The organism is Treponema denticola ATCC 35405 (genome assembly GCF_000008185.1).
In the GTDB taxonomy this organism is placed as follows: domain Bacteria; phylum Spirochaetota; class Spirochaetia; order Treponematales; family Treponemataceae; genus Treponema_B; species Treponema_B denticola.
Window position 1 is genome coordinate 2181907 of sequence record NC_002967.9, and the last position, 24454, is coordinate 2206360.

Annotated in this window: 28 protein-coding genes; 7 read left to right on the top strand and 21 right to left on the bottom strand. The window is 38.3% G+C overall.

Translation table 11 applies throughout. The annotated features are described in order from the left end of the window. Positions 1-8: 8 nt before the first annotated feature. Positions 9-1109 (bottom strand): formylglycine-generating enzyme family protein, encoded by a 1101-nt coding sequence (locus tag TDE_RS10155; protein WP_002679979.1) that lies wholly within the window; start codon positions 1107-1109, stop codon positions 9-11. 184 nt (positions 1110-1293) lie between these two features. Here TDE_RS10155 and TDE_RS10160 point away from each other — a divergent pair, with 184 nt between their 5' ends. After that, a complete protein-coding gene (locus TDE_RS10160) occupies positions 1294-2208 on the top strand; it encodes an alpha/beta hydrolase (RefSeq protein ID WP_002679981.1) in 915 nt (304 codons plus the stop codon). 11 nt (positions 2209-2219) lie between these two features. Here the strand turns inward: TDE_RS10160 and TDE_RS10165 are convergent, their stop codons facing one another. The 10 genes from TDE_RS10165 to infC all read right to left on the bottom strand — a co-directional run bounded on the left by TDE_RS10165 (position 2220) and on the right by infC (position 8960). Further along, positions 2220-2681: a lipoprotein gene (locus TDE_RS10165; protein WP_002679984.1), complete on the bottom strand. Its 462-nt coding sequence runs from the start codon at positions 2679-2681 to the stop codon at positions 2220-2222. Positions 2682-2780: 99 nt separating this feature from the next. Continuing rightward, complete coding sequence (locus TDE_RS10170) at positions 2781-4130, bottom strand: OmpA family protein (RefSeq protein ID WP_002674553.1); 1350 nt, start codon at positions 4128-4130, stop codon at positions 2781-2783. An 18-nt stretch (positions 4131-4148) separates the two neighbouring features. Next, positions 4149-5438 carry a transglycosylase SLT domain-containing protein gene (locus TDE_RS10175; protein WP_002679986.1) on the bottom strand — a complete coding sequence of 430 codons (1290 nt, stop codon included), beginning with the start codon at positions 5436-5438 and terminating at the stop codon, positions 4149-4151. Continuing rightward, positions 5438-6481 (bottom strand): tetratricopeptide repeat protein, encoded by a 1044-nt coding sequence (locus tag TDE_RS10180; protein ID WP_002668143.1) that lies wholly within the window; start codon positions 6479-6481, stop codon positions 5438-5440. The genes TDE_RS10175 and TDE_RS10180 overlap by 1 nt, the downstream gene beginning before the upstream one ends. A 42-nt stretch (positions 6482-6523) precedes the next feature. Continuing rightward, a complete protein-coding gene (locus TDE_RS10185; RefSeq protein WP_002679987.1) occupies positions 6524-6991 on the bottom strand; it encodes a YaiI/YqxD family protein in 468 nt (155 codons plus the stop codon). Beyond that, positions 6988-7287 carry a cell division protein ZapA gene (zapA, locus tag TDE_RS10190; protein ID WP_002668137.1) on the bottom strand — a complete coding sequence of 100 codons (300 nt, stop codon included), beginning with the start codon at positions 7285-7287 and terminating at the stop codon, positions 6988-6990. Before zapA ends, TDE_RS10185 begins: the two co-directional genes overlap by 4 nt. A gap of 5 nt (positions 7288-7292) precedes the next feature. Further along, positions 7293-7757 carry a cell division protein ZapB gene (locus tag TDE_RS10195; RefSeq protein WP_002679989.1) on the bottom strand — a complete coding sequence of 155 codons (465 nt, stop codon included), beginning with the start codon at positions 7755-7757 and terminating at the stop codon, positions 7293-7295. Position 7758: 1 nt separating this feature from the next. Next, entirely contained in the window at positions 7759-8118 is a 360-nt protein-coding gene (rplT, locus tag TDE_RS10200) for a 50S ribosomal protein L20 (protein ID WP_002668132.1), read from the bottom strand. A gap of 30 nt (positions 8119-8148) precedes the next feature. After that, positions 8149-8349 (bottom strand): 50S ribosomal protein L35, encoded by a 201-nt coding sequence (gene rpmI / locus TDE_RS10205; RefSeq protein WP_002679992.1) that lies wholly within the window; start codon positions 8347-8349, stop codon positions 8149-8151. Between the two features lie 26 nt (positions 8350-8375). Then, positions 8376-8960, bottom strand: coding sequence for a translation initiation factor IF-3 (infC, locus tag TDE_RS10210; protein WP_002668127.1), 585 nt, complete (start codon positions 8958-8960; stop codon positions 8376-8378). 77 nt (positions 8961-9037) lie between these two features. On the opposite strand from infC, the gene TDE_RS10215 reads away from it, so the two are divergent. The 5 genes from TDE_RS10215 to TDE_RS10235 all read left to right on the top strand — a co-directional run bounded on the left by TDE_RS10215 (position 9038) and on the right by TDE_RS10235 (position 13714). After that, positions 9038-9886 (top strand): energy-coupling factor transporter transmembrane component T, encoded by an 849-nt coding sequence (locus TDE_RS10215; RefSeq protein ID WP_164920605.1) that lies wholly within the window; start codon positions 9038-9040, stop codon positions 9884-9886. 11 nt (positions 9887-9897) lie between these two features. Next, entirely contained in the window at positions 9898-11406 is a 1509-nt protein-coding gene (locus TDE_RS10220; RefSeq protein WP_002679996.1) for an ABC transporter ATP-binding protein, read from the top strand. A gap of 16 nt (positions 11407-11422) precedes the next feature. Then, positions 11423-12028 carry an MptD family putative ECF transporter S component gene (locus TDE_RS10225; RefSeq protein ID WP_002668121.1) on the top strand — a complete coding sequence of 202 codons (606 nt, stop codon included), beginning with the start codon at positions 11423-11425 and terminating at the stop codon, positions 12026-12028. 295 nt (positions 12029-12323) lie between these two features. Beyond that, the gene (locus TDE_RS10230; RefSeq protein ID WP_002679998.1) at positions 12324-12878 is read left to right on the top strand and encodes a GNAT family N-acetyltransferase; all 555 of its coding nucleotides are present in this window, start codon (positions 12324-12326) and stop codon (positions 12876-12878) included. Positions 12879-12922: 44 nt separating this feature from the next. After that, a complete protein-coding gene (locus tag TDE_RS10235) occupies positions 12923-13714 on the top strand; it encodes an SAM-dependent methyltransferase (RefSeq protein ID WP_002679999.1) in 792 nt (263 codons plus the stop codon). A gap of 2 nt (positions 13715-13716) precedes the next feature. Here TDE_RS10235 and TDE_RS10240 read toward each other — a convergent pair whose 3' ends face one another. From TDE_RS10240 to TDE_RS10260, 5 genes are all read right to left on the bottom strand, one after another. Continuing rightward, positions 13717-14397, bottom strand: a complete 681-nt coding sequence (locus TDE_RS10240; RefSeq protein ID WP_010957169.1) for a zinc metallopeptidase — start codon at positions 14395-14397, stop codon at positions 13717-13719. A gap of 34 nt (positions 14398-14431) precedes the next feature. Next, positions 14432-15139, bottom strand: a complete 708-nt coding sequence (locus TDE_RS10245) for a hypothetical protein (protein WP_002680004.1) — start codon at positions 15137-15139, stop codon at positions 14432-14434. A 97-nt stretch (positions 15140-15236) separates the two neighbouring features. Continuing rightward, positions 15237-15899 (bottom strand): hydrogenase nickel incorporation protein HypB, encoded by a 663-nt coding sequence (gene hypB / locus TDE_RS10250; protein WP_002680006.1) that lies wholly within the window; start codon positions 15897-15899, stop codon positions 15237-15239. A gap of 27 nt (positions 15900-15926) precedes the next feature. Beyond that, positions 15927-16268: a hydrogenase maturation nickel metallochaperone HypA gene (locus TDE_RS10255; RefSeq protein ID WP_002675609.1), complete on the bottom strand. Its 342-nt coding sequence runs from the start codon at positions 16266-16268 to the stop codon at positions 15927-15929. Between the two features lie 18 nt (positions 16269-16286). Further along, entirely contained in the window at positions 16287-19031 is a 2745-nt protein-coding gene (locus TDE_RS10260) for an FAD-dependent oxidoreductase (RefSeq protein ID WP_002680008.1), read from the bottom strand. Between the two features lie 239 nt (positions 19032-19270). Between TDE_RS10260 and TDE_RS10265 the strand changes: the two genes are divergently transcribed. Next, complete coding sequence (locus TDE_RS10265) at positions 19271-19663, top strand: DUF3784 domain-containing protein (protein WP_002680010.1); 393 nt, start codon at positions 19271-19273, stop codon at positions 19661-19663. A gap of 297 nt (positions 19664-19960) precedes the next feature. On the opposite strand, the gene TDE_RS10270 is transcribed toward TDE_RS10265, so the two are convergent. The 5 genes from TDE_RS10270 to TDE_RS10290 form a co-directional block, all read right to left on the bottom strand. Continuing rightward, complete coding sequence (locus tag TDE_RS10270) at positions 19961-20725, bottom strand: class I SAM-dependent methyltransferase (RefSeq protein WP_002680012.1); 765 nt, start codon at positions 20723-20725, stop codon at positions 19961-19963. 195 nt (positions 20726-20920) lie between these two features. Beyond that, on the bottom strand, positions 20921-21172 hold the full coding sequence (locus tag TDE_RS10275) for a DUF3847 domain-containing protein (RefSeq protein ID WP_002680014.1): 252 nt from the start codon (positions 21170-21172) through the stop codon (positions 20921-20923). Positions 21173-21282: 110 nt separating this feature from the next. Further along, positions 21283-22218: an acyl-CoA thioester hydrolase/BAAT C-terminal domain-containing protein gene (locus tag TDE_RS10280; RefSeq protein ID WP_002680020.1), complete on the bottom strand. Its 936-nt coding sequence runs from the start codon at positions 22216-22218 to the stop codon at positions 21283-21285. Between the two features lie 103 nt (positions 22219-22321). Continuing rightward, entirely contained in the window at positions 22322-22504 is a 183-nt protein-coding gene (locus tag TDE_RS10285; RefSeq protein WP_002680022.1) for a transposon-encoded TnpW family protein, read from the bottom strand. An 80-nt stretch (positions 22505-22584) separates the two neighbouring features. After that, positions 22585-24423 carry a recombinase family protein gene (locus TDE_RS10290; RefSeq protein ID WP_002680024.1) on the bottom strand — a complete coding sequence of 613 codons (1839 nt, stop codon included), beginning with the start codon at positions 24421-24423 and terminating at the stop codon, positions 22585-22587. Between the last annotated feature and the right edge of the window lie 31 nt (positions 24424-24454).

A 24454-nucleotide genomic window follows, 5' to 3' on the forward strand; every position in this document is an offset into this window, starting at 1 on the left:
GCGAGGAATTATTGATTATCTTTTACAATTGTTTGGGCTAATCTAAAACCCAAAATATATCCCGGATTTACGGGAGTGGCATAGCCCCAGGATTTTACTCGGGCAAAGGCAGGCGGATTTCTTGCAGAACCGCTTTTTATAATACGGGGACGAGCTCCCATATTATTGATAGGATCTATAAATTCTCCGGGCAGCCTGCTATTATATCTGTCAAAGCACCATTCCCAACAGTTACCGGACATATCATAGAGCCCCAGCCTGTTAGGTTTTTTTTGACCGATAGGATGAATATCTATAATTTCGGTTATTGCACCTGCATTTAAAAACGAGCTGTTCCCCGAATGCCATGCATAGTCATCAGCGGCATTAAAATCATCGGTACCGGCAAAGCCGAAATCCCAATCGGGAGCAGACACATCACCGCCCCTTGCTGCAAATTCCCATTCGGCTTCCGTAGGCAACCGGTACCCGTTGTTTTTCATCCTCACTTCAGGGTTTTCGGTTTTTGTTATCTCAAGCGAACTGCGTAAAACCTGTCCGTCATAAAAATAAACAGGATCAAGGCCTTCTTTTTCGCTAAGAGCATTACACCAGATTATTGCATCACTCCATGACATTTTTGTAACGGGATAAAGACCGCATTTTACGGTCTCATAAGGCAGCCCCAAAGATTCGGCTTTTTTTCTAACATCTGCAATCTCGTATAAATCATCCGGATCAGAACCTGATGTCATAAAAATTCCGGGCTGGCCCATAGACTGAAATACATATTTGTGTTTGCTTTCGGTAACAGCCCAATTATATACCTCATGCCAAAAACTAAATGCAACCTCATATTTCCCTATTTTATAGGGACTCAACGTTATGCTCCGCCCTTCCAAAAAGACTCCGTCATCTCCCTTACCTATTACGGTGACAGGCTTCTTTGTAACACTTATCATTGTCTTAAAATTTTCGATTGAATCATAAGGATAGTTTATAATTTTTTCACGGGTAAAAAAAAGAATACTGCCTATTATAGCTACGGCAAGAATTAAATAGAATATATTTGCCCTAGAATAAGGATCCATATTTTTAATTTTTTTCAAAAATTGTTTAAAAAAATGCATACATCCTCCAAAAAAAGGTAATAAGGTTTATAACATATTAAGGATAAAAAATCAATCAAATAGATTTAAAAAATCAACAACCCTCCGTACGAATAAAAGAAATTTCAAAATTTTAACTTTGTATCTTTTTTTCGATTGAAAATTTTATTTTTATGGATTATACTATTTTTATGGGGGAGAATTTATGCAGACAATTTATCAAACAATGAGCGACGGATCGGCTGTTGCAGTTCATCAATGGCTTCCTAAAAAAAAGCCTAAGGCTGTAATTCATATAGTCCACGGAATGGCTGAGCACGCTTTAAGATATGCAGACTTTGCCGAGGATGCTTGTACAAAGGGGTTTACGGTGTTTGCATCGGACCACCGAGGTCATGGTAAAACTTGCGGAAAAATAATGCTTAAAGGTTATCTTGCAGATAAAGACGGCTTTAAACGGGTAGTAGAAGATCAAAAAGAAATCAATGATGAAATTCAAAAAATTTATCAGGATATTCCGATTATAATACTCGGCCATTCATTCGGGTCTTTTATAACTCAAAACTATATAGAAAACTACGGAAAAACCGTAAAAGCTGCTATCTTAGTAGGAAGTGCAGGCCCAAACCCTATGCTGAAAATCGCAGGTCTTGCCGCCGGCTTAAACAAGCTCTTTTCGGGAAGAAAAAAGCCCTCCAAATTTATGGATAAACTGAGTTTTGGAGCCTATAATAAGACGGTTGATTCCCCCAAAACAAATTTTGACTGGCTTTCAAGAGATGAAAAAGAGGTTAAAAAATATATTGATGATGAATTTTGCGGCTTTGTGTGCACTGTAGGTTTTTATCAAGACCTGATTAAAGGATTAAAACAAACACACACAAGTACCGAAATGATAAAGATTCCAAATGAGCTGCCCATCCTCATTACTTCAGGCGATAGGGATCCTGTTTCAAGCCTCGGTAAGAGCGTAAAAAAGCTATATGATATTTACAAGGCCAATGGTATAAGCGACCTTAACTTAAAGCTCTATGAAGGAGCCCGCCATGAAATTCTAAACGAAACCAATAAGGAAGAAGTTAAGGCCGATATCTTTGAATGGATAGAAAAAAGGCTATAGGATAAGCCCGATTAAACTTGTTCTTCAGATTTTGCCTTTGTTTTTCTCAAATTATGTTTTTGGATGTACTCTTGAGTCCTTTTATAGTCCTTTCGTGCAAGAACCAAATACTTGGGTGCAAGCCCCGCCCCTCCGGCCATCTCGTATCTATCTATAATGGCTTTAAGCATATCATCGGCTTCAAGCCATTTTTTTTGACTTATATAGATATGAGCTATCTCATATTCCGCGGCTGTTCTGGTAGAGGCGTCAGTGCCGTATCGTTTTATTACTATTTTATAATATTCAAGGGCATTTCTTAGAGAGCCGTTATCAAGTTCTGCTTGCGCCCTTTGGTTTAACTCAATGGGGGTAAGATTTGCAGGAACAGTTTCATCAGTCGGAAGACTGGAACAAGAAAAAAGCAAAGAAATTGCAGCCGTTAAAATTAGTAAATTAAAAACATAGAATCTTGTCTTAATTTTTTTTGTCATTTTATTCTCCAAATTTTATTTAAACCGTATTTTTAACACATTCTAAACAAACGATATTAAAAAAAGTATCATCATTTAAAATTAACTTAATATAAGCGTTTATTCACGGATTACCGTAATCTCGACACGGCGGTTTTTTGCCATATTTGTCTCATTATTACTGGGGGCCACGGGCCTTGTGCTTCCATAGCCGGCTGTCATTATCCTTGAGCGGTCAATTCCCCGTTTTGAAATTTCGTCTGCAATTCTTTCCGCCCTTTGTACCGAAAGAATTTTTTCGTCCTCAGGCCTATTAAGGTCAGCCGTGTGGCCTTCAATTAAAAATTTTGTATAAGGTCCAAGCTTCAAAAGAGCTTCGGCAATTACGTCTATTTTACCCATCTCTTCAGGAAGAACATCGGGCATATCCGCAACAAACCGTATATCATACATTATTATTTTAACTATGTTTTTGGGATTGGATAGTTCAATTCCTTTTTCTTTATGCTTTTCAAGCAAGAGTTCAATATCATGATAGGCAAAATAATAGTTTTCATCGGGCGGAGTAAAGGGCTCGGTAACATGGAGCATATCTTCATCGCAGATTATGACTACCCGCCCTTCCTGTAAAAGTTTTAAATTTTCAGGCTTTGACAAAATACGGCTGCTATCCTCCATCGAAATAATCGGATCGGTTCTATTTTGGCCGAAAACGCCTCTCGCTATTATACGCAAGGGTTCGGTACCTACATATTCCCTATACAGCGCTTCATTAAGGCTTGAAGAATATAACACTATCCCCAGTTTTTTTGCTATTTTAGGATCTACCATGTTCTTTTCATATATGGTAGACATATCGGTGTTCCAAACTTTCGGAAAAATACAGGGCTGAAGTTTTTCCTTTGTATATTCTCCGTGCACAGGCAGCAAGCCTCTGGCATCTATTAAAATCCCCGTATACACCTTGCTGACAGTCGTGCTTGGAGGAATCGATGGAACATAGGGCGTATTGTGCTTGATAAACAGCTTTGCAATTTCATGCAGTTCAGTACTTGTTTTTATCAAGGCATTGGACATATCATTTGAAAAATGAGGATTTTTATAATTTCCTTTTTCAATTATCTTATTTATGGTGTTTAAGTTTACTTTTTCTTCGGCAAGATAGTTTCCCAAGCGGTGGGAAGAGTCAACTATAACGGAAAGATAAATATCCTTTAAAAGGGAAGGCATGTATTTTTCTATTGTGTTAAAAGCCGCATCCCTATCACTTGGAAGATAAAAACCGCTTTTATTCATATCAAGTTTTATTAAGGATTCGATTGTGCCCTTTTCCCAATTTTGAACGGAAGAGGATTGAAGGACAGGCTCATAGGCATTTAAGGCAAAACTAAAAAGGAAAAAAAACAAAAAAAAGCCGCTTAAGCCTTTGGCACTTTTTAAAACCGTGTTTTTATTTAAAAATTTATTCATTTGCTTTATCTCCGCTTATCAGTTTATTATCGGCACCTTTAGTTTTTGACCTAAGGAAAGCACCGAATTTACCTCTATGCCGTTTTTTTCGGCGAGGGTTTCAACTTGGACATCATATTTTAAGGCTATGGACCACAAGGTGTCACCCTTTTTAATTACATATGTATCCTTAAATTCTAGATTTTGATCGTCATTTTTACGCCTATACGAATTTACGGTTTTTAAAGCCGGTATTTTAAGTACCTGCCCTATCTTAAGAGCGGAAGCATTAATGCCGGGATTATAGTTCATAATCGACTTGATGCTTACGCCATAGTGTTTTGACAAGGCATAAAGAGTATCGCCGGATCTTATCTTATAACTGTAATATTTTATAAGAAGGGTGTTTTTTTCAAGCAAATCTTGGACAGCCTCTTTATATTCCAAGGGAATACGCAAATTATATTTTAGATTAGGCGGAGTAATATTAAATTTCAAAGAAGGATTAAGAGCCGAAAAAAGGTCCGTATCAGCCTTAACTTTTTCAGCAAGCAAAATAACATCAATAGAGCGTTTTATCGGGATAATCTCTGTGGCTTCATAATCAAGAGCATCTCCCCAATCAATACCGTATTTTTCGCTATTCATAAGAATTTCCGCAATAGCTAAGAATTTGGCAACATAGAGAGAGGTTTCCGTCTTTAAGAATTTTTTTTCGGCCAGATACCAATAGTTTCGGCTTCCAGCCCTCTTTATAGCCTTATCCAAAGCCCCTACCCCGCAATTATAAGCTGCAAGAGCCAAATACCAGTCATTATAATAATTATAATTCCATCTAAGCTTTTTTACTGCTGCAGTGCTGGTCTTCCATGGATCCCGCCTTTCATCAATCCATTCATCGATATGAATATCATAGCCGCCTATACTGTTCCGCATAAATTGCCAAATACCTACAGCCCCCGATTTTGACACAGCCTTAGGCGAAAAACCCGACTCTATAACCGGTAAAAATAATAGTTCGGGAGGAAGATTTTCCCTGCGTAATTCTTCAATAATAAAATTGCGGTAAGGGCTCGACCTTTTCATAATCGCTTCCAAATACCTTAAACCATTTTCATTCAGATACTGATTTCTAAATTTTTCAATTAGAGGATATTTTGAAGACACAATAACCGTGCCGTGAAGCGATTTTTGGCGGTTATAAGAGAGATTCGATTTATTAAGCTGCCTAAGTTTTACGGATTCGTCCTTTGTAAAATTTAAAGAGGCTGAGTGAATTAAATCAAAACCTAAAAAAACAAAGACTATAAAAAAAAGCCGAGTCTTCACTAAATTTTTTCTCCGTAGTAAATACCTGCCCACTCCCATCTTCCGTGAATTTCGGGATCTGCCGGGAAGTTTACTTTTCTAAAGTACAGGTACCATATTCTTGAATATTGATTCCAGCCCGAAGTTTTAAGATAGGCCTCGTGGGGTGTAGAAGAAGGATCAATTTCAGGCTCTATTTTTATATAAGTTCCGTACATAAAATTTCTTAAAGAAAAATCGGGAGAACCGTAAATATCGGAAAGCTCCTGTTTCCACGCCATAGAAAAAAAGTTTACCTTTGAACGGTAACGCTCCAAGGTATCATAGTCCTTCCTCTGAATTGCCGATTTAATAACGGACAAAAGCTCATCAAGGCTTTCCATTGTCCAGCTCTTTGTTGAAGAGCTGTAGTCTACGATTTTTCGGGCATAGCCGTAATTATCCGGGATGCCCGGGATAATCAAATCAAAACGGCCGAGGCCTATAAATTTTGAATAGCTTTGAATGGCCAAATTCCATTCTCCGAGCTTTTCGTAATTTTGTGCAAGCATAAAATAGGAATAAGCAGGATCAATGCTGTCATAAAAGTTGGAAAGCAAAAGAGAATAGTACTCTACAAGGCGTTTAGGATCATTCGTTATATTTATCAAATTTTTTAAACTTAAATATTGAATCGACTTTCCCGAAATTTCCATATCCTTATCAAGTTTTATAACCCTTTCAAAAAAATAGGCAGCCGGCTCATTCATTTTTTGTTCCATATATTCGTTTGCCAGCATTAAAAGCCAATAACCTTTATAAGTGTCATCAGGATCGTTTTCTACAAGAGAACTTAAAAAGACAATCAAAAGTTTATTTTTCTTTTTAACCTTGAGATTTTTTGCTATTCTATCCTTAACGGCAAAGCTCATTTCCTTACTTTCCGTCTTTTTTAATACTTCAATAAGAGTTTTTTGCTCGTCTTTTAAGTTATCCATGTCATCATATAAATAAAGATCAGGATCTTGTTTACAGCTTATAAAAATAAGACAAAGCATGAACATCAAAATAAATTTATTTTTCATTTGCTTATAATATCATTTTCTCCCTAAAAGTACAATAAGGACTTAAAACCTTGAATCAAGATGCCTTTGTTTTAAGGCCTTAGCTAAAAGGCTGTCCAAAAGATTTGAAAATTTTTGAATCTCTTTTTTGCCGAAAGAGTTTGTTTTTTCGGGAGCGAGGCCGTTGGCCTGCAGCTCATACATAAAATTCCTTGCAGATAGATAGGTATTTATGTTGTCGCGGGTAAAAATCGTCCCCCTGTCATTTATCACATAAAGCCCCTTATCTACCAAAAGCTTTGCCAAGGGAATATCCCTAGTTATAGCCAAATCGCCCTCAACCGAGTTTTCGGTTATATATAGGTCGGCAGCCTGCTCCGTGTTTTCGGTAACAACCATGCTTGCACCCTTAGGTACGGGTATTTCCCTGTTTGCCGCAAAGATTACAGGCAGTTTTAGACGTTCTCCGGCCTTGGCCGTAATTTGTCTTATTCTTACAGGGCACGAGTCGGCATCTACCCAGATTTTCATATTACCTCATTGATTTTTTCGATCATCCTCATAGCGGATTTTTCCATGTCACAAGCCTTTTGGATAAGCTCTTGTGAATTTTGCCCTGAAAATTCTTCCTTGTATAGCTCATCGGTAACCAAAATACCTGTAAGAATGGCAAGTTTTAAAGGATCGGAAACCTTAGAAGTTTGCTTCACTTGATCTAAAACATTTAGATAGTGATTGTAAATTCGGCTTAGATATTCATCGGTTTCATTGGCTTGAATGGCAAAGGAAGTTCCCAATACGTCGATATTTAATTGTCCTTTGCTCATTTTACCTAAAATATATCCATCTGTTTACTTGCATCGGAGGATTGTCCCAGTACATCATCAAGGTCTTTTTGAAGATTACTAGAAACGGGTTCTTCCGAAACAGGATCTGCAGCGGGAGCTTGTTGTGAAGAGGTTTTAGTAGAAGGCGTAGAAAAAGGCTCCGGTTTAGATCCGGCTGAAACAGGGGCTGCGGTTTCAAATTCAGAGGCCGAAGGCCTCGTTTCGTGTTTTTTTGTATAAGAGGCATCCTCAAACGCACTTAATTGGTTAAGTGCGTTGATTATTCCTTCCTCGATCTTAGATTGGTCATCCTTAAAAACTATTATAAGCTTCTCCAACTCGGAAATTCGTCTATCTCTAGCTTCAATTTCCTTTTTTAGAGCATCTTTTTCGGTATGAAGGCTTTTTATCATCTGTACAGCCCTTTCTACCTTGTTTTCAAGGAGCCTTACCTGATCGAGATTGAGCATATCAGACTCCTAAGGCCTTTTTTGAAGCTTCCACTACAGCCTTAAAAGCGGTAGGATCTTCGATAGCCATGTTTGAAAGGGCCTTTCTGTTTAATTGGATTCCGGCCTTGTTCATTCCGGCAATAAAGCGTGAATAGGTAATACCCTCAGCTCTAACGGCTGCATTGATACGGGTAATCCATATCTGCCTCATATCGCTTTTTTTATCTTTTCGTCCTACATAGCTGTGAAGCAAGGCCTTTCGAACTGCATCGCGGGCAGCCTTAAAGTTGGTACCGCGGCGGCCTCTAAAGCCCTTGGCTTGCTTTAATATAGCTTTTCTTCTTGTAATTCTTCTATCACTACTTGTTGATCTTGACATTATAAACTCCTGACTTCTATTTCAAATAAATTAACCGTAGGGTAATAGCTGCTTGCGCATCTTCATGCTGTCAGCCTCTGAAAGAATGGCCGATTTCTTAAGACGGCGTACCCGTTTTTGAGATTTTTTAGTCATAATATGACCCTTGTTCATCTGCTTGTATTTTACCTTACCGCTTGCAGTAATAGAAAATCTTTTTTTAGCAGCTCTTTTACTCTTCATCTTAGGCATAAGTACCTCCAAAATTTATTATAAGCTTATTTTTTTTGTTTTGGACTCAATGTCATAGACATTGTCCGTCCTTCCATAGCAGGTTTTTTCTCGAGGGTACAGGCTTCTTCACCCCCCAGTTTTTCCAAAACCTTGTTTAAAACTTCATAACCGAGCTCAGTATGAGCAAGTTCGCGTCCCCAAAAACGCACGGTTACCTTTACTTTATCGCCGCCGTCAAGAAATTTTTTAATATGCGAGGATTTAAACTCAAGATCATGGTCGTGTATCTTAGGCTGCATTCTGATTTCTCTCATCATCTGCTGCTTTTGATTTTTCTTGGAGTCACGGAGCTTTTTCTCCATTTGAAATCGATATTTACCGTAATCTATTATTTTGCAAACCGGAGGCTTCGCGGTAGGTGCAACTTCAACAAGGTCAAGTCCGGCTTCTGCGGCCATTTTTACAGCCTCAATAGTGGGAACAATACCCGCTTGTTCTCCATTAACCCCGATTAACCTAACCTCTCTCACGCGGATTTGATCATTTATCCGCAAACCTTTTACTTCAGCCAACGATTCTCCTTCTGCACCCTTTCCTATCGGTGCGATATAATAAAATTTAGGGTTCATTATATCGAAAATAAAAAAAATAGTCAAGGCTAGGACGACGAAAAACTATATTGACAAAGTTGTAATTTTCGGTTAATATGTCGCCCATGTCTAACAATACGGTATGCTTAAATTCGGAAATAAAAAGCGGAATCTTTTATACCGAAAAATCAAACGAGTTTACAGCTCTGGCAGAGCAAATAAGAGTCTACACTTCAAAAAAACGGACTATCTTGGATCCGAGAACAATAGTGTTTTTGAACATTATGCTTTCACTCATAACTACGATTTCTTCGTCTATTTCTGCAAATATTTTTATTTTTTTGGTGTCTTTGGGCATTGTATGCCTTTTTAAGATGTACAAAAAGGCAGTAAAATATATCTTCATATTCTTTTTAGCACTCGCTCTTCCTTTTGGGATAAAAGCCCTGTTCGGCCTTCCCATACAGTTTTTGATTAACTCCGTTTCTCTTATTGCCATGGGTGTGCAAAAATTTTTACCCTTCCTTATGGCGGCAATGGTAATTTTTAACAAGGTAGATACAAAAAGCCTCGTAAGCTCTCTAAACAAAATGAAGCTCCCAAAGGGAATAATGCTCGGCTTTACGGTTGCTGTACGTTTTTTGCCTACCATAAAAAAAGAGATGACCATAATCACAAACAGCATGAAAATGAGAGGAATCGAAATAGGAACAAAAAATATCTTTTTTCATCCGATTCAAAGTCTGGAGTACGCCCTCGTTCCGGTTCTTTTTAGAGCAACCTCGCTTGCAGACGACATGACTGCTGCGGCCCTCGTAAAAGGAGCAGAATCCCCAAAAACTGCAGCAGAGCTTTTTAAAATCAAATTCGGAATAATAGATTATGTCTTTGCCCTATCATCCATTTTTGTTGTCGGTGCCGCAATCATATTCGACTTCGATTCCGTATTTATGAGGCTCTTTTAAAGGACGATAAAATGAATACGGCAGTAGAATTAAAAGATGTTTCTTTTATATATGAATCCTCAAAAGACGGAAGAGCAAATTTAAAAAAGACTTCTCTTAATATCAAAAAAGGAGAATTCTTACTTGTTACGGGCATAAGCGGCTGCGGAAAATCTACGCTGACAAAATGCATCAATGGCCTTATTCCTCGGTTTTACGAAGGAGAATTTTCAGGTTCCGTTTTTATCAATGAAAAAGATATTTCGAATTTCAGCATAGATGAAATTTCAAAAGACATAGGCTCGGTTTTTCAGTCTCCCAAGAGTCAGTTTTTTACCGATGACGTAATTTCGGAACTCAGCTTTCCTTGCGAAAACTACGGAATTTCCCGCGATGAAATTATAGAAAGGATTGCCGAAGTTTGTTCCATTTTACATATCGAAAATCTTTTAACCGAAAAACTTGAGAGCCTCTCGAACGGGCAAAAACAAAAAATAGCCATTGCCTCGATTTTAACCTTGAGGCCTAAGATTATAGTCCTTGATGAACCCTCGTCCAATCTGGATTTTAACTCTATCCTTATCCTGGCCGATATTTTAAAAATTTTAAAACAAAGAGGTTTTACCGTAATCATAGCGGAGCACCGCCTTCATTATCTAAAAGATCTTTTTGACAGAGTTATCTATATAAATGAAGGAAGTATACAAAACGAATACACTCGTGAAGAATTTTTAGCCCTTACAAATACGGAGTTAAATTCTAAAGGTTTAAGAAGTTTACATCTTTTTACAAATGAAAATGAAGCGGAACCCATCGGCCCTGTACATAATAAATTTAACTCCGATACGGAAGCCGAAAAAATATGCAGCCTTTCGGATATTTCGTTTTCGTTTAAGGACGGAACCGAAATTTTAAACTCGGTTAATTTAGACCTTTACAAAAACGACATTGCCGCCCTTACCGGAAAAAACGGAGCGGGAAAAACAACTCTCGCAAAAATCATATCGGGTATTTACCGCCAATCTGCCGGAAGCATTAAATTCGGAGAAAAAATTTTAAACGAAAAGGAAAGAGTGAGCCGCACAAATTTTGTTCTTCAAGATGTTGAATATCAGCTTTTCGGTGCCGATGTTTTTTCCGAGCTTTTGATAGGAAACAAACAGCTTGAAAACGTAAACGAAAAAATAGAAAAAGCCTTAAAGAAACTCAACCTTTACGATTATAAAGATGAGCATCCCTTTTCTCTTTCGATGGGACAAAAACAGAGGCTTATAATAGCGGCCACCTATGTTCGAGGCTGCCCGCTTACAATTCTCGATGAACCGACAAGCGGCTTGGATTACGGAAATATGGTCAGGGTAGGAGAACTTATCGAAGAGATAGCCGAGACTTCGGCAGTGCTTATAATAACCCATGATTTTGAATTTATCTCGAAGATATGCAACAGGCTGATTCTTTTAAAGGATAAAAAAATAGCCTTAGATTCAAGGCTTGAAAAAAACGATAAAAAACTGGAAAGTATTTTTTCCACATATTTATAAGATTATGGAGGACTTTATGGAAAAGTCAAACAAATTTAAAACAAAGGATTTTGTTTTTATCGGAATAATGACCGTAGTTTATATTGCGGTTTTTATGGTCATAGGTTTTGTTACTGCGGCAATAAATCCCTTTTTACATGCCTTTTCGCCTGCCATCACCGGGCTTGTCGTCGGAACAATTTATTTGTTTTTGGCTATCAAGGTCCCCAAATTCGGTGTCTTTACGATCAGCCAGCTCTTGCTCATTATGATTGTTTTGATTTTAGGAATGGGATATCTTCCATGGTTGATAGGTATGTTTATCGGCGCCTTACTGGGCGACATAGCAGCCAATACCTCAAAGTATAAGAACAAGTATACGATAGCCATTGCAAGCGGCTTTATATGCTTGGGAAGTGCTTCAGGAGGCGTTATTCCGGTCCTTTTCTTTGTAGAGCATTATAAAAAATTCTGCTTTGAAAGAATGCAGATGAATGAAGCTCAGGTGGAACAAAGCATTGCAGCAAGCGCAGGATACCTCGGCGTCATCATCCTAATTGCGACATTTGTCTTGGGCTTTGCAGGAGTTCTTATAGGCTCCAAAATATTAGGAAAACATTTTAAAAATTCCGGAATAAAATAAGACAAAGGTCAAACACTAAATTCAAATGTCAATTAAATAAACCGCAGCGGACGCAAAGAGCACAAGAGAATTTTAAGGATAATAATACTACGGCATCCTCAAATTTATTTGCACTATTTACCAAGTTGTGCGGAAGCTCAACTCTCTCTGCGGTTTATTTATCAATCAGCCAATCTTTAATAGTGCGTTTTTCTTGTAGTACTCATAAAAACAGTATAACATAATAGTAGGCATAAAACAAATTCTATTGACAACTCTACTTTTTTCAAATATAATTCAAAAAATTGGAGAAATTATGTACATCAAAAAACTTATCGGAAAAAAATGTTATCTTGCCCCAATGAGAATTGAAGATGCGGAAAAATACACAGTCTGGGCAAACGATCAGGAAGTGGCTGAATATCTTAACTTTGCTTCTTCGATTATAAGCCTTGAAGCCGAGCGCATTATAATCGACAGAATTTCAAAAGAGCATAATTACGCAATAGTAGATTCCGAAACCGATGAGCTTATAGGAAATATGGGGCTTATGAGTATCAATCATATAAATAGAACGGCTGAGCTCGGTATCTTTATAGGTAACAAGGCCTACTGGTCAAAGGGATACGGTACCGAGGCTATGTGCCTTCTCATAAACTATGCCTATCAAAAACTAAACTTACACAACATAATCTTAAACGTATATTCTTATAATGAAAGAGCTGTTAAGGCTTATGAAAAGGTTGGCTTTAAAAAAGTAGGCGCAAGGAGAGGAGCTCTAATCCGTAACCGTAAAATGCACGACATAATCTTAATGGATATTATCCCTGAAGACTTTTACGCAAAGCATCCTGAGTTTGAACTAGGTTGATTTATAGATTGATTTATCGGAAAACCTTCTTAGAATAAGCGGCTATGAAAAAGCAAAAATTAAGCGGAGCTGAAGGCTTTGAAAGCTATTATCTTTCGATTTTTGGGGAAAGATGGCAGAGCTTAAAAGCCGCCCTTTTAGAAGAAAGAAAACCTGAAGCCTACAGCGAAAACCTCATACAAAACTACTATTTGGATTATGCAAGCATTCAGGCGGCAAGAGCCATGCCCGTCCTTGAAGAAGGGAGCTGCCTTGACATGTGTGCCGCCCCCGGAGGGAAAACCTTAGTCCTTTTAAGCAGGATTAAAGAGAATGCCGAAATACAGGCAAACGAACTTTCTGCCGATAGGCGGAACAGGCTTATAAGGGTTCTTGATGAACACTTAAGTGAAGAAACTCGAAAACGGATAAGGGTTTCTTCCTATGATGCTTCCCGAATGCCCCGCTACGGCCAAGAACTTTATGATAGAATTTTACTGGATGCTCCCTGCTCTTCCGAGAGGCATGTTCTCCAAAACGAAAAATACCTGAAACAGTGGACTGAAGCCCGCATAAAAAATTTAAGCCAAAGACAGTGGGCTCTTTTATCTGCGGCCTTTTTGCTCCTTAAACCTAAGGGGTTTTTAGTTTATTCGACCTGTGCCCTCGCCGATGAAGAAAACGATTTTTTAATTGAAAAGCTCATAAAAAAGTATAAAGAAAAAGTAAGGCTTGAAGAAAAGCTCGATGGCCTTGGCCCCATTTCCCCCGAAAAGACAAGATACGGATTCCGCTTTCTTCCCGATAAGGCGGAGGGAGCCGGGCCCATATATTTTTCTCTTATTCAAAAGAATTAAGCTTATCTTCTATCCCGCGAAATTAAAATTAAGCGCAATAAGTTTGCCATAGCTGTGAGGGCTGAGGCCACGTATGTTAGGGCGGCAGCCGATAAAACTTTTTTTGCACCCTTAAGTTCTTCTTGGTTTAAAACGGCATTGTGTTCCAAGACTTTTAGGGCACGCCTTGAAGCGTCGATTTCAACAGGAAGAGTTATAAGATAGAATAAAACAGCACAGGCAAAAAGAATAATGCCTATGTTGAGAAGCAAATTCATTCTAAAGATAATACCTGCAAGAGCTAAATAAGGGCCTGCAGTCGAACCTATGTTTGCAACCGGCACCAAGGTGCTGCGTAAGACCAAGGGTGCGTATTTTTCCTTATCCTGAATGGCGTGGCCGGTTTCGTGGGCAGCGACTCCTACGGCTGCTATCGAGGTCTTATCGTATACTGGTTCAGAAAGGCGTAAAACTTTATGAGATGGATCATAGTGGTCGCTTAAACTCCCCCCGATTCTTTGGATGCTTACATTAGAAATGGAATTTGATCTAAGCAGAAGAGCGGCAGCTTCCTTACCCGATATCTTCCTCATGGTCTGCACTTGGGAATATTTTGAAAAGGCAGACTTTACCTTAAATTGTGCATACAATGACAACAGCAGAGTCGGAACAACCAAAACCAAATAATAATAATCGAAATACATAAACACCTCCAAAAAGTTAGAATTTAACCTTGACTTAGAATTTGACCTCAACGAAGATGGGGTCTCTTACACAAAGTAACTCGGATAGGGGAATATCCACGGTTCCCTTATTTCCGTCTTTAGAAGAATGGCCGAAAGGAGTAATCTTGATGCTTTTAATTTTTTTAGGGCAGGTAATAGAAACATGAAACTTCGATTTCTTTAGATCGGAGACCAGCTTGTCTCCATAGGCAGCCTTAATAAGCTCTTCATATTCCGCAGTTCCTATAGGCTCACCCGTTATGGCCGGAGCCATTAAAAGCTCGATATATTCCCTGTCGTCCTCGGAAAGTAAATTTACAAATTCTTTTATATTGTCGGGGCCTATACTCAAGGACAAAAGACCTGTCTTCATATCGGTTTTTACAAAAGAGCTTTCACTATCCATGTCCTTATTCATGATTTTTATTTTTGCATTTATACCCGCTATCGAATTGGTAGTCATGTTTAGAACTTTTATCCCTTTAGATTCAAGCTGCTGTTTTATTTCTTCGATATTAAAGATAGAAGGGCTTTTAGCCTTTTCTTCTTCGGTAAACTGAGCCGCATTTTCGAGGAGGGCATCTATTGTTTTCCCTGTTTGGATATCCAAGGTTACGACAACATCTCCCGATGCCTGAACAAAGACATCGGCTTTTGGAGCACATGCCGTCAAAACAAGACCTGCAATCAACACAAACATAATTGTTTTAATATATTTCATTTTCACTTCTCCTATTTATTTATACCATATATAGATATAAAGTACAATAAAGTCAAAAAGTTTCAAAAGAAAACGCTTATCAAAAAACATGATAAACTTAAATCCCTTTTACGGCAGAACGCAGCCATTCAATCCAAGCTTCCATTCCGTCCCCTTTTAATGCGGAAACGGGGAAAATCTTTATATTAGGATTGAGCTTTTTTACGTATCCTGTACATTTTTCAAGACTAAAATTAAAAAAGCTTGAGGCGTCCATTTTTGTAATTAAAAGAACATCGCAAACTTGAAACATCGGAGGATATTTTAAGGGCTTATCGTCTCCTTCGGGAACGCTTAAAATCATCACATTCTTTAAGGCTCCCGTATCGAATTCTGCGGGACAAATCAGGTTACCTATATTTTCAAGGAAGATAAGATCAAGGTCGGCAATCCCGAGAGCTTCCAAACCTTGTTCCGTCATATCGGCATCCAAGTGACACATTCCGCCCGTATGGAGCTGAATTACCTTTGCTCCTGTTTGTGAAATGGTTTCGGCATCTACGGCCGAATCAAGGTCGGCTTCCATAACACCGATTCTAAAATCTTTTTTTAGTGCCTCAATGCTTGCTTTCAGCAAGGTCGTCTTTCCCGAACCCGGAGATGACATCAAATTTAAAAGAAACTTTTTTTCTTCTTTTAACTTCTTACGCAGCTTTTCTGCATGGGCATTATTTGTTTCGTAAACACCTTCTTTAATTTCGATAATCTTAAACTCTTGCATCATATTTTCCTTTTGAAAAATAAAAACTTAATAACACACAATTTCTTTTATTACAAATTCCCGTCCTGTAAGAATCTCATGTTCATCACAAGAACAGGCCGGGCATACGCCGTGATATTCTATCGGGTCAAAAACTTTGTTACAATTATTGCATCGGACTGAAGCCTTTACCATTTCGATTTTCAGCTTTGTATCTGCCATCCATGTTCCGTCTATGGCAGCAGGATAGCAGGCTTGAACAAAATGAGGCACAACGGTTGCAATTTCGCCGATCTGTAAAACTATTGTGTCGACCTCGCTGACATTATTGGACTTAGCGATTGCATCAACCCTGCGTACAACTTCCATGACCAAACTTAATTCGTGCATAAACTTAAATCCGGTTTTCTATTTATTCTTGGGAGAAGACTTAAAAATCTTGTTAAACAAAATCTTGCCTTCCCTCTTTACCATGTTTCTTATAACCACACCTTTAAGCTTTTCGAGGGTGCTTGGGTGAGCATCATAAACACGCTTTAAGCTGATAGCTCCGAAACGGCAGCGGGTCGTACACATTCCGCAGCCTATGCACATGTATTCGTCAACCTTTACGGCTCCGCATTTTAAGCAGCGCTCGGTTTCAGCCTTTACCTGTTCTTCGGTTAATGTTTTGCGTAAATCCCTAAATGTCTTTTTTCCTTCTTCGCCGGAAGGTTCTTCCGCTCTTTGGCGGGGCAGTCTGTCAAAGCCTGCAAGCTCCAAATTTTCACGATCGAGGGGTTTATAATCCCGCCTTGTTCTGCCCATAACCAAACTTTGTCCCGGATGTACAAAACGGTGAATCGAGATGGCCCCTTCTTTTCCTTGGGCGATGGCATCTATGGCAAATTTAGGGCCTGTCAATACATCGCCTCCTACAAAGATATCTTTTTGAGCACTTTGATAGGTGATTGGGTCTGCCTTTACGGTTTGATTTCTGTTTATTTCGCAAGCGGAACCTTCTAAGATAGAACCTAGATCTATGGCCTGACCTACAGAGGTTATAACGAAACTACATTCTACAGTCATAGTGTCGTTTTCGTCATAGCTTGGGCTGAACCTTCCGTCCTTATCAAAAACGGAAAGGCATTTTTTAAATTCGACTCCGCTCACTTTTCCGTTCGTAACAAGAATGCGTTTGGGGCCCCATGAGTTTGTAATCTTTATACCTTCTTCTTCGGCTTCATGGATTTCTTCAGGAAGGGCAGGCATTTCTTCTCTTTTTTCAAGACAGAACATGGAAACTTCTTCGCCGCCTGCACGGACTGCCATTCTGGCTACATCAATGGCGACATTTCCGCCCCCGATAACGATTACCTTGCCTGAAAGGCTTTTGCTTTCATTTAAGTTTTCTTCCCTTAAAAAGTCCACACCGGTAATTACGCCTGCCGCATCTTCGCCTTCAATGCCTAAAAGCCTTCCCTTTTGAGCCCCGATTGCAAGGTAAAAGGCCTTAAAGCCCTGAGCTCTAAGTTCATCAAGGCTTACATCTTTTCCTACCTCGACTCCGGTTTTAAAGTTTACGCCCAGTTCTTTTAAAACATCTATTTCGGCATCAAGAACATTTTTTTCGAGCCTAAATGAGGGAATACCGAATTTTAACATTCCGCCCAAGGATTTTTCTTTTTCGAAGACGGTTACATCGTAATTATCTATTGCAAGATAATAGGCACAGGAAAGACCTGCGGGGCCGCCTCCTATAATGGCGATTTTTTTATCGTGATAGTATCTTTTCTTTTTAGGAACATAGCGGTGCTCGGAATTAAGATCCTGCTCTGCTATAAATTTTTTTATATCGTCGACGGCAACGGCTTCATCAAGCCCCAGCCTTGAGCAGCCCTGCTCGCAATAACGGGGACATACATGACCGCAGACTGCCGGGAAGGGGTTTTCAAGTTTTATAAGCTCCAAGGCTTCCCTGTATTTTCCCTGAGCCGCAAGTTTGATATAACCTTGAACTCCTATGTGGGCGGGGCAGTTTGCCTTACAGGGGCTGGTTCCGGTTTTTACTACAACCTGTCTGTTTGTACGGTAATCTGGATTCCAGTCTTCAGGCCCCCATCGATGGTCTCTGGGAGTTTTTACGGTTTTTTCTTCGGGGATAGGTTTTGACGAGCAGATTTTTTGTCCCAGCCTTAGGGCATTTGAAGGGCAATGCTCTACACATTCGCCGCAGGCTACACATTTTTCTTCGTCAATTACGGAGATATAATTTGAGCGTGAAAAATCCGTGTTTCTGTACATAATTGCATTTCGGATAGCAAGACAGCCGCATCCGCAGCAGTTACAGATGGCATGAGTTTTACCCTCTCCGTCAAGGTTCGGAATATCGTGCATGAGCCCGTTTTCTTCAGCTCTTTTTATAATTTCAAAGGCTTCTTCACGCGTAATCTGCCTCGCTCTTCCGGTCTTTATATAATACTCGGCGGCGTGTCCCATCTGGATACACATATCTTCTTTTAGATGTCCGCAGCCTTCTCCCATCTTTTCGCGCACCGTTCGGCAAGAACAATCTGAAACACTAAAAAGAGTGTGCTGGTTTAGGTAATGAGAAATTTCTTCGTAACTTGCATGATGGGTATCGCTTTCGATTGCACTTTCGATAGGAATAACCCTCATCGGGGAAACACCCATGGGCAAGATACCGGGAGCTATTTCTCCTTTCTTTTTTCCGTAGGCATCGAAGGCTATGGTTATTTCGGGATGCTTTGAGGTCAGCTCCTTGTTGTTGTTTATCATTTCCATAATGCCGGGAACCCATATTTCGGTCCAGTACTTATTTACTCCGTCAATGGTATTTGTAATACAGCAGCCTACATAGGCCAAATCCCAAAGAATCTTCTCGGTTTCCTCCACGGTTTTTCCGCATAGGGGAGATATATCTTGAGCACTTAGAGGTGTTCTGATTTTTAAAAACATACCGACCTTTGCCATTTCGTCGGTAACGATGTTTTCCATAACATAGTATTCGGGGTCATCGTAGGTAATTGACCTTTTGGAACCGGGTTTTGTTCGGTTTAGATGGTTGGCAAATTCCAAAAGAAAGGGGCTCTTTCTTTTCGGCTTATAATCGACTGCATACAAGATTTTTTTAGGCTTGTCTTTTTTACTCATAAAACGCTCCATAAAAGTAAATAATGTTTAACTCATTTGCGGATTTATCCGCAGGCACTTAATTTTGAATTTTATCATAAAGGTAGAAAAAAGTAAATAGAAAAATAAAAATGATTTAAGATAAAATTGAATTGAAATAAACCGCAAGGAGAGCAAAGATTCTTTAATGCAGGCTTATAGTTTACAACAAGAACCTATCATGCTATAATTTAAAAGTAAAAACGTTTTTGGAGGAAGGAATGATAACTTTTTATATAATTGCAGCAGTGCTTGCGGTTTTCGGTATTTTAATTCATAAGTTTAAATTCTATTTTTTGATTGCAGGTTATAATATGATGAGCAAAGAGGAAAAAGAAGAATACAATGCCTCTTCCATAGGCAAACATGTAGGGTTTTACCTTTATTTTATTTCAGTCCTTTCCTTGGCAGTAGGCCTTTTTTTTCAATTTTTTCAAATATCCAAGCAAACCGAAAAACTTGTAATAGCAGTCTATGTAATTTTTACGATGATTGCAGTTTCAATCCTCTTGGTAAAAGAAAATAAAAAAAGACTAAACGAAGTTATTCCCTTTATTGTGTTTATAAATATTGTTATTCTGATTATTTTGGCTGTAGTTATTTTTGCAGGGTAAACGCTATTTGAGCGCTATAAAAAACTTGTAGGATTTTTAGAAATGCTTTTTAAATGTAACGCACAATTCGCAGGGGATGATGGAGTGACGAATTGTACCCCATCTCCCCTTTGTGTGTCTACGGTTTTATTTTAGATTGAACGGATAGATACCCGTTTTTTTAATAAGATAAAAATATTTCTGCCTACATTGCCATACATCCCTTTGCCACATCAAGAGCATTTCAACAAGCCGGACAGAAATGGTAATGATGGGGATTCTTTTTCTCAATCTTCTTGGCCTGCGTCTTCCTTAATATTATAGTTTAATGCAGAGTGTAGCTATATAGTCATTTCCATAACATGATAATCTATGTCTTTTATCACATGATTCATAAAAATCTATCATAGCGAGACCATTTTTAAGTTGTCCTCTAATCTGAGTTTCTAAGGTATGGCTAAATTCATATCCATATTCCGGATTTATGGTTATTTTGCCTTCCTCTTCAAGCTCTTTTGAATTAAAAGGTATTGAAAACTTTAAAAGTAATTCCTCATCGGGTTTGTCCCATACAATGTCAGCATCATACATGTATATCCAAGGATTCATAAATCCGACCATTAACAGTCCACCCTTTTTCAATACTCGAGAGGCTTCTTTATACATGTTTTCTAAATCTTCTATATATACATTTGAAACCGGATTAAAAATAATATCAAAAGTTTCATTTTCAAATGGAAATGGTTTTGTCATATCGCCTTGAACTGTATTGATTTTTAAGTCTTCTCTTTTAGCAACCATATCATCTCTTTGTAATTGTGATTTAGAAAAATCCATTATGGTTACATCATAACCTTTTATAGCAAAAACCGGACCCTGCTGTCCACCACCACAAGCTAAACCTAATATCTTTTTTCCGTTGGCTTTTTCAAACCATTCTTTCGGAACTTTTTTCCCAACAGTTAATGCAACAGAAATTGAATTATTTCTAACTTCTTCTAATTCTTCATGTGTCAATGGTTCAGTATAGTCATTTTTTACATTATTCCATCTATCTTCATTTAATTTTATATAATTGTTCATCTTATAATCTCCTCGTAATTTTATACTATTTCGATTTAAGTTGGATGTGTTGCCATTACATTTTTCTCACCTCTACAAATTCTAATTTGTTTTACTCGATGTTTGTAATATTATACCATTTTTTTAGCCAATTTGTACAGGTCTAATTCTTGCTTCTTTCCTGTGATAGTTCTCTGTTTTCTTGTTGCAATTTCTCTACTCTCTATGATTTTTAAGATTGATTTCATCTTTATTTCTTTGACTTGTTATTAGCTGATAAAATTCATCTTTGGTTAGATTTTTACTTTCTGTAAAGATACTTTCAAAGACTGCTCCTTTTTCATATATTCTTTTATCTCTCTTTTTTCGTTCTTCCTGTTTCTGCTGACTGATGAGCTTTTTCCTTTTGTTTTGTAACTGCTTGATTTCTTCATCTGCCATTAAGATTTTTTCTTCAATGTTTTTCATTTTCTCGTTTCCTCCCTTTCTAATTTTGAGTAAAGAAAAACAGTAAACCTTTTTTGATTTACTGTTCCTGTGGTAATTTTTATTAAGTTGTTAGTTCTACAAACTGGGATTTATCGAGCCGAATTTATCCACTGCTTTAGTTCCTCCGATAAGCGCTCATCAACTTCAATCCTCGTCTGCTTACACTCTTTAGGATACTGCTTTGCCTCCTTAAAAGCCATGCTGATAAACAGCCCGGAACCCACAGGAAGAATGCCTGTTAACATGGTCTGCGGAAAAATAAAATGCGTTCCATGTTCATAGGTCATGAGAACTACACTGTTATCCGCGTCCCTTTCTTTCAGCCTGTTTTCCATTCTACGAATGTATTTACAGGTATCCCAAAGTACATCATCCTCCGCACCAATCAGCAGAATGCGACCCTTTATATTCTCCACCTTTATTTTCTCGGCTTCCTGCACGGGATGCCTTTTCTCCGATTCATCGAACAAATCGCGACTGGCAACCATCGCGCCACGCCGTTTGGTTTCCTCAGATATTTTCTGCCAGTATTCCGGATGGCGATACGCATAGGGCAGATAAGGAAGCGGCTTACCGTGATATGAAACAGATGACTCTCCGTCTCCCGGACGTTCGTGAGCCCCGTCTTTCCCATCCTGATAAAAACCTTCCATCACAAAATCAGAAGGAGAAATGGCTATCGTAAGCGTTATTTCCGAAAAGTATGACGCTGCGACAAGCGCAAGCATACCAGTTGTCGAGGCACCCATAATACCGATTTCTTCATTGCCCATCGTCTTCAGAAATGCAAGTGCCTTCTCAAAACGTTCGAGTGGATAGTTATGGTGACCGTAATCTTTTGGGGCCGGTGACATTGTGAGGACGTTCAGACCTTTCTTTTGAAGCCATTTGACGCCACCCTTTGCCATCATGTCTTTTGTATCATCACCAAGCATGGCAATCATGCAATATTTACTGCCGTTCGGATTCGGCCAGTATACGCCGTTATATCCATCTTTCTCTATTGTTTTGATTTCTTTCTTCATGGGAAAGTTTCTCCTCTTCAACTTCAAATTTGTTTATCTATATTGACTAATATTATAGCATTTTTTTCGATATTTTTCTACTGTCATATTTCTCTACTCACTACTATTTACCCTTTGAATGTATAACTTTGAACATTTTATCTTGAAATGTTTCCTTACTCTTTTTATCAAAATATATCTCTGTTACAAAGGTCTTTCCATTTATCTTTTTTGTAAGAATGCCATCAGGCTTTTGATGTTCTTCTGTCTGTATTTCTTTAATATCTGTTTTCTCATTTTCTGCCATTTAGTTCCTCCTTTCGACTTGCACAAAAAAAGATTTCCTGTGATTAGGAAACCTCTTTTGCGATTGGTTGATATTTAATTTTAGGTTGTTGCTTGCAATTTCTTTTTTGCTCTATATTCTCTTGCTTTTAATTTTTCATACTCTCGGCACTTTTCAAGATTATTAGCTCGGTATTCTTTGTAATATGCTCTACGATATGCTCGTGCTTTTTCTTTCTTTGCTTCTTCTATTTCTTCTCTCATTTGTAGCATTTCTTGTTCTGTCGGCTCTATCTGTTTTGTAAGTTCATTTTCAAATTTTCCGATATAGTTAAAATAAACTTCTATTCGCTGAACAACATATCTTGCTCTTTTTACATCTCTTTCATGCACTACGATTTTACTGATAAACTCATTGATAATGGTTGGGGTAAGTTCTTCAAAGTTGGAATAGCTTTCTGCAAGTCTGATAAATTTCTTTGCTCTTTGATTTGCATTTTCGCATTCGGATAAGCGTTCTTTGATTTCTTCTTTTTCTGCTTTTAAGGTGTAGTATTCTTCTGCATACTTTCTTGATAACTGTTCATAGCGTTCTGTATCCATATTTCCAAGTGCATTATCTTCATAGAGCTTATTCATCACTCTTTCTATCTGTTCCATTCGGTCTGTGATTTGGGGCATACGCTTTTGATTTTTCTTGACTTCCTCGGTCTGCTCTTTATACAGACTTTCTTTTACAAGTTTTTCAAACTCTGCTTTATTTTCCAAAGAATACTGTGCTATCTTTCGTAAGACTTCTGCGATGTTTTCCATAACTTCATCTACATCAATACGATGTGGGGAGTTGCATTTAGGGTGCTTTGCTTTTCCTTTGGCATATTCACTACAATAGGTTACATGCTGTACTTTTCCGTTTTTGTGTATGGTGCGAATGTGCATTTTTGTTCCGCAATCTTTACAGTACATCAGTCCTGATAATGCGTGAATTTCTCCATCTCCGTTTGGTCTTTTTACAGGTGCGTTTTTTAACATACGCTCTACATTTTCAAAGGTAGTTCTATCTATTATCGGCTCATGGACATTTTCTGTTATTTGCCATTTGCTTTTATCTACATAATGGTTTCTCTTATCTCTGTAATGCTTTTCGGTCTTGAAGTTGACTACATCGCCACAATACTCTTGTCTTTTCAGTATGCGTGTTATGGTTGCTTTGTTCCAGTTGTATCTGTTTTCTTCATTGAGAGGTTTGCTTTTGGCTGTTCCTCTGTCTTGTCGTTTCATATAAAAGGTTGGGGTTAGTATTTCTTTTTCTTTCAGATAAACGGCTATCTGATTTCTGTTTTTCCCCTCCATAAATAGCCTGAAAATGAGTTTTACAACTTCGGCAGCTTCTTTATCAACGATCCAATAATCTTTGTTCTCAGGGTCTTTTATATAGCCGTATGGAGCTTCTGTTGCGACAGGCTTTCCGTTTGCTCCTTTGGTCTTAATTCCTGTCTTTACTTTCTTGCTGATGTCTCTTGCATACCACTCTGACATGATGTTGATAAAGGGAGCAAATTCCAATGTGTTTTGGTCAATGCTGTCTATTCCGTTATTGATAGCGATAAAGCGTACATTGTTTCTTCTAAATATCTCCATCGCATTTCCTACTTGGAGATAATCTCTTCCCCATCTTGTCATATCTTTCATGATGACAATTCCGATTTTGCCTTGCTCTACATCGCTTATCATCTGTGTATAAGCTGAACGGTCAAAGAACCTACCGCTTTCATCATCGTCGATATAATGGCGAATGTTTATCAGCTTTTTATCTCTTGCATACCTTTCTAAAAATGCTTTTTGATTGACAATACTATTACTCTCGCCACCATCTCTATCTTCATCACCAACTGAAAGGCGGGAGTATAGTGCTGTGATTTTGTTTGTGTATTCTATCATGGCATTATCCTCCTTTTCTCGTGTCTATATA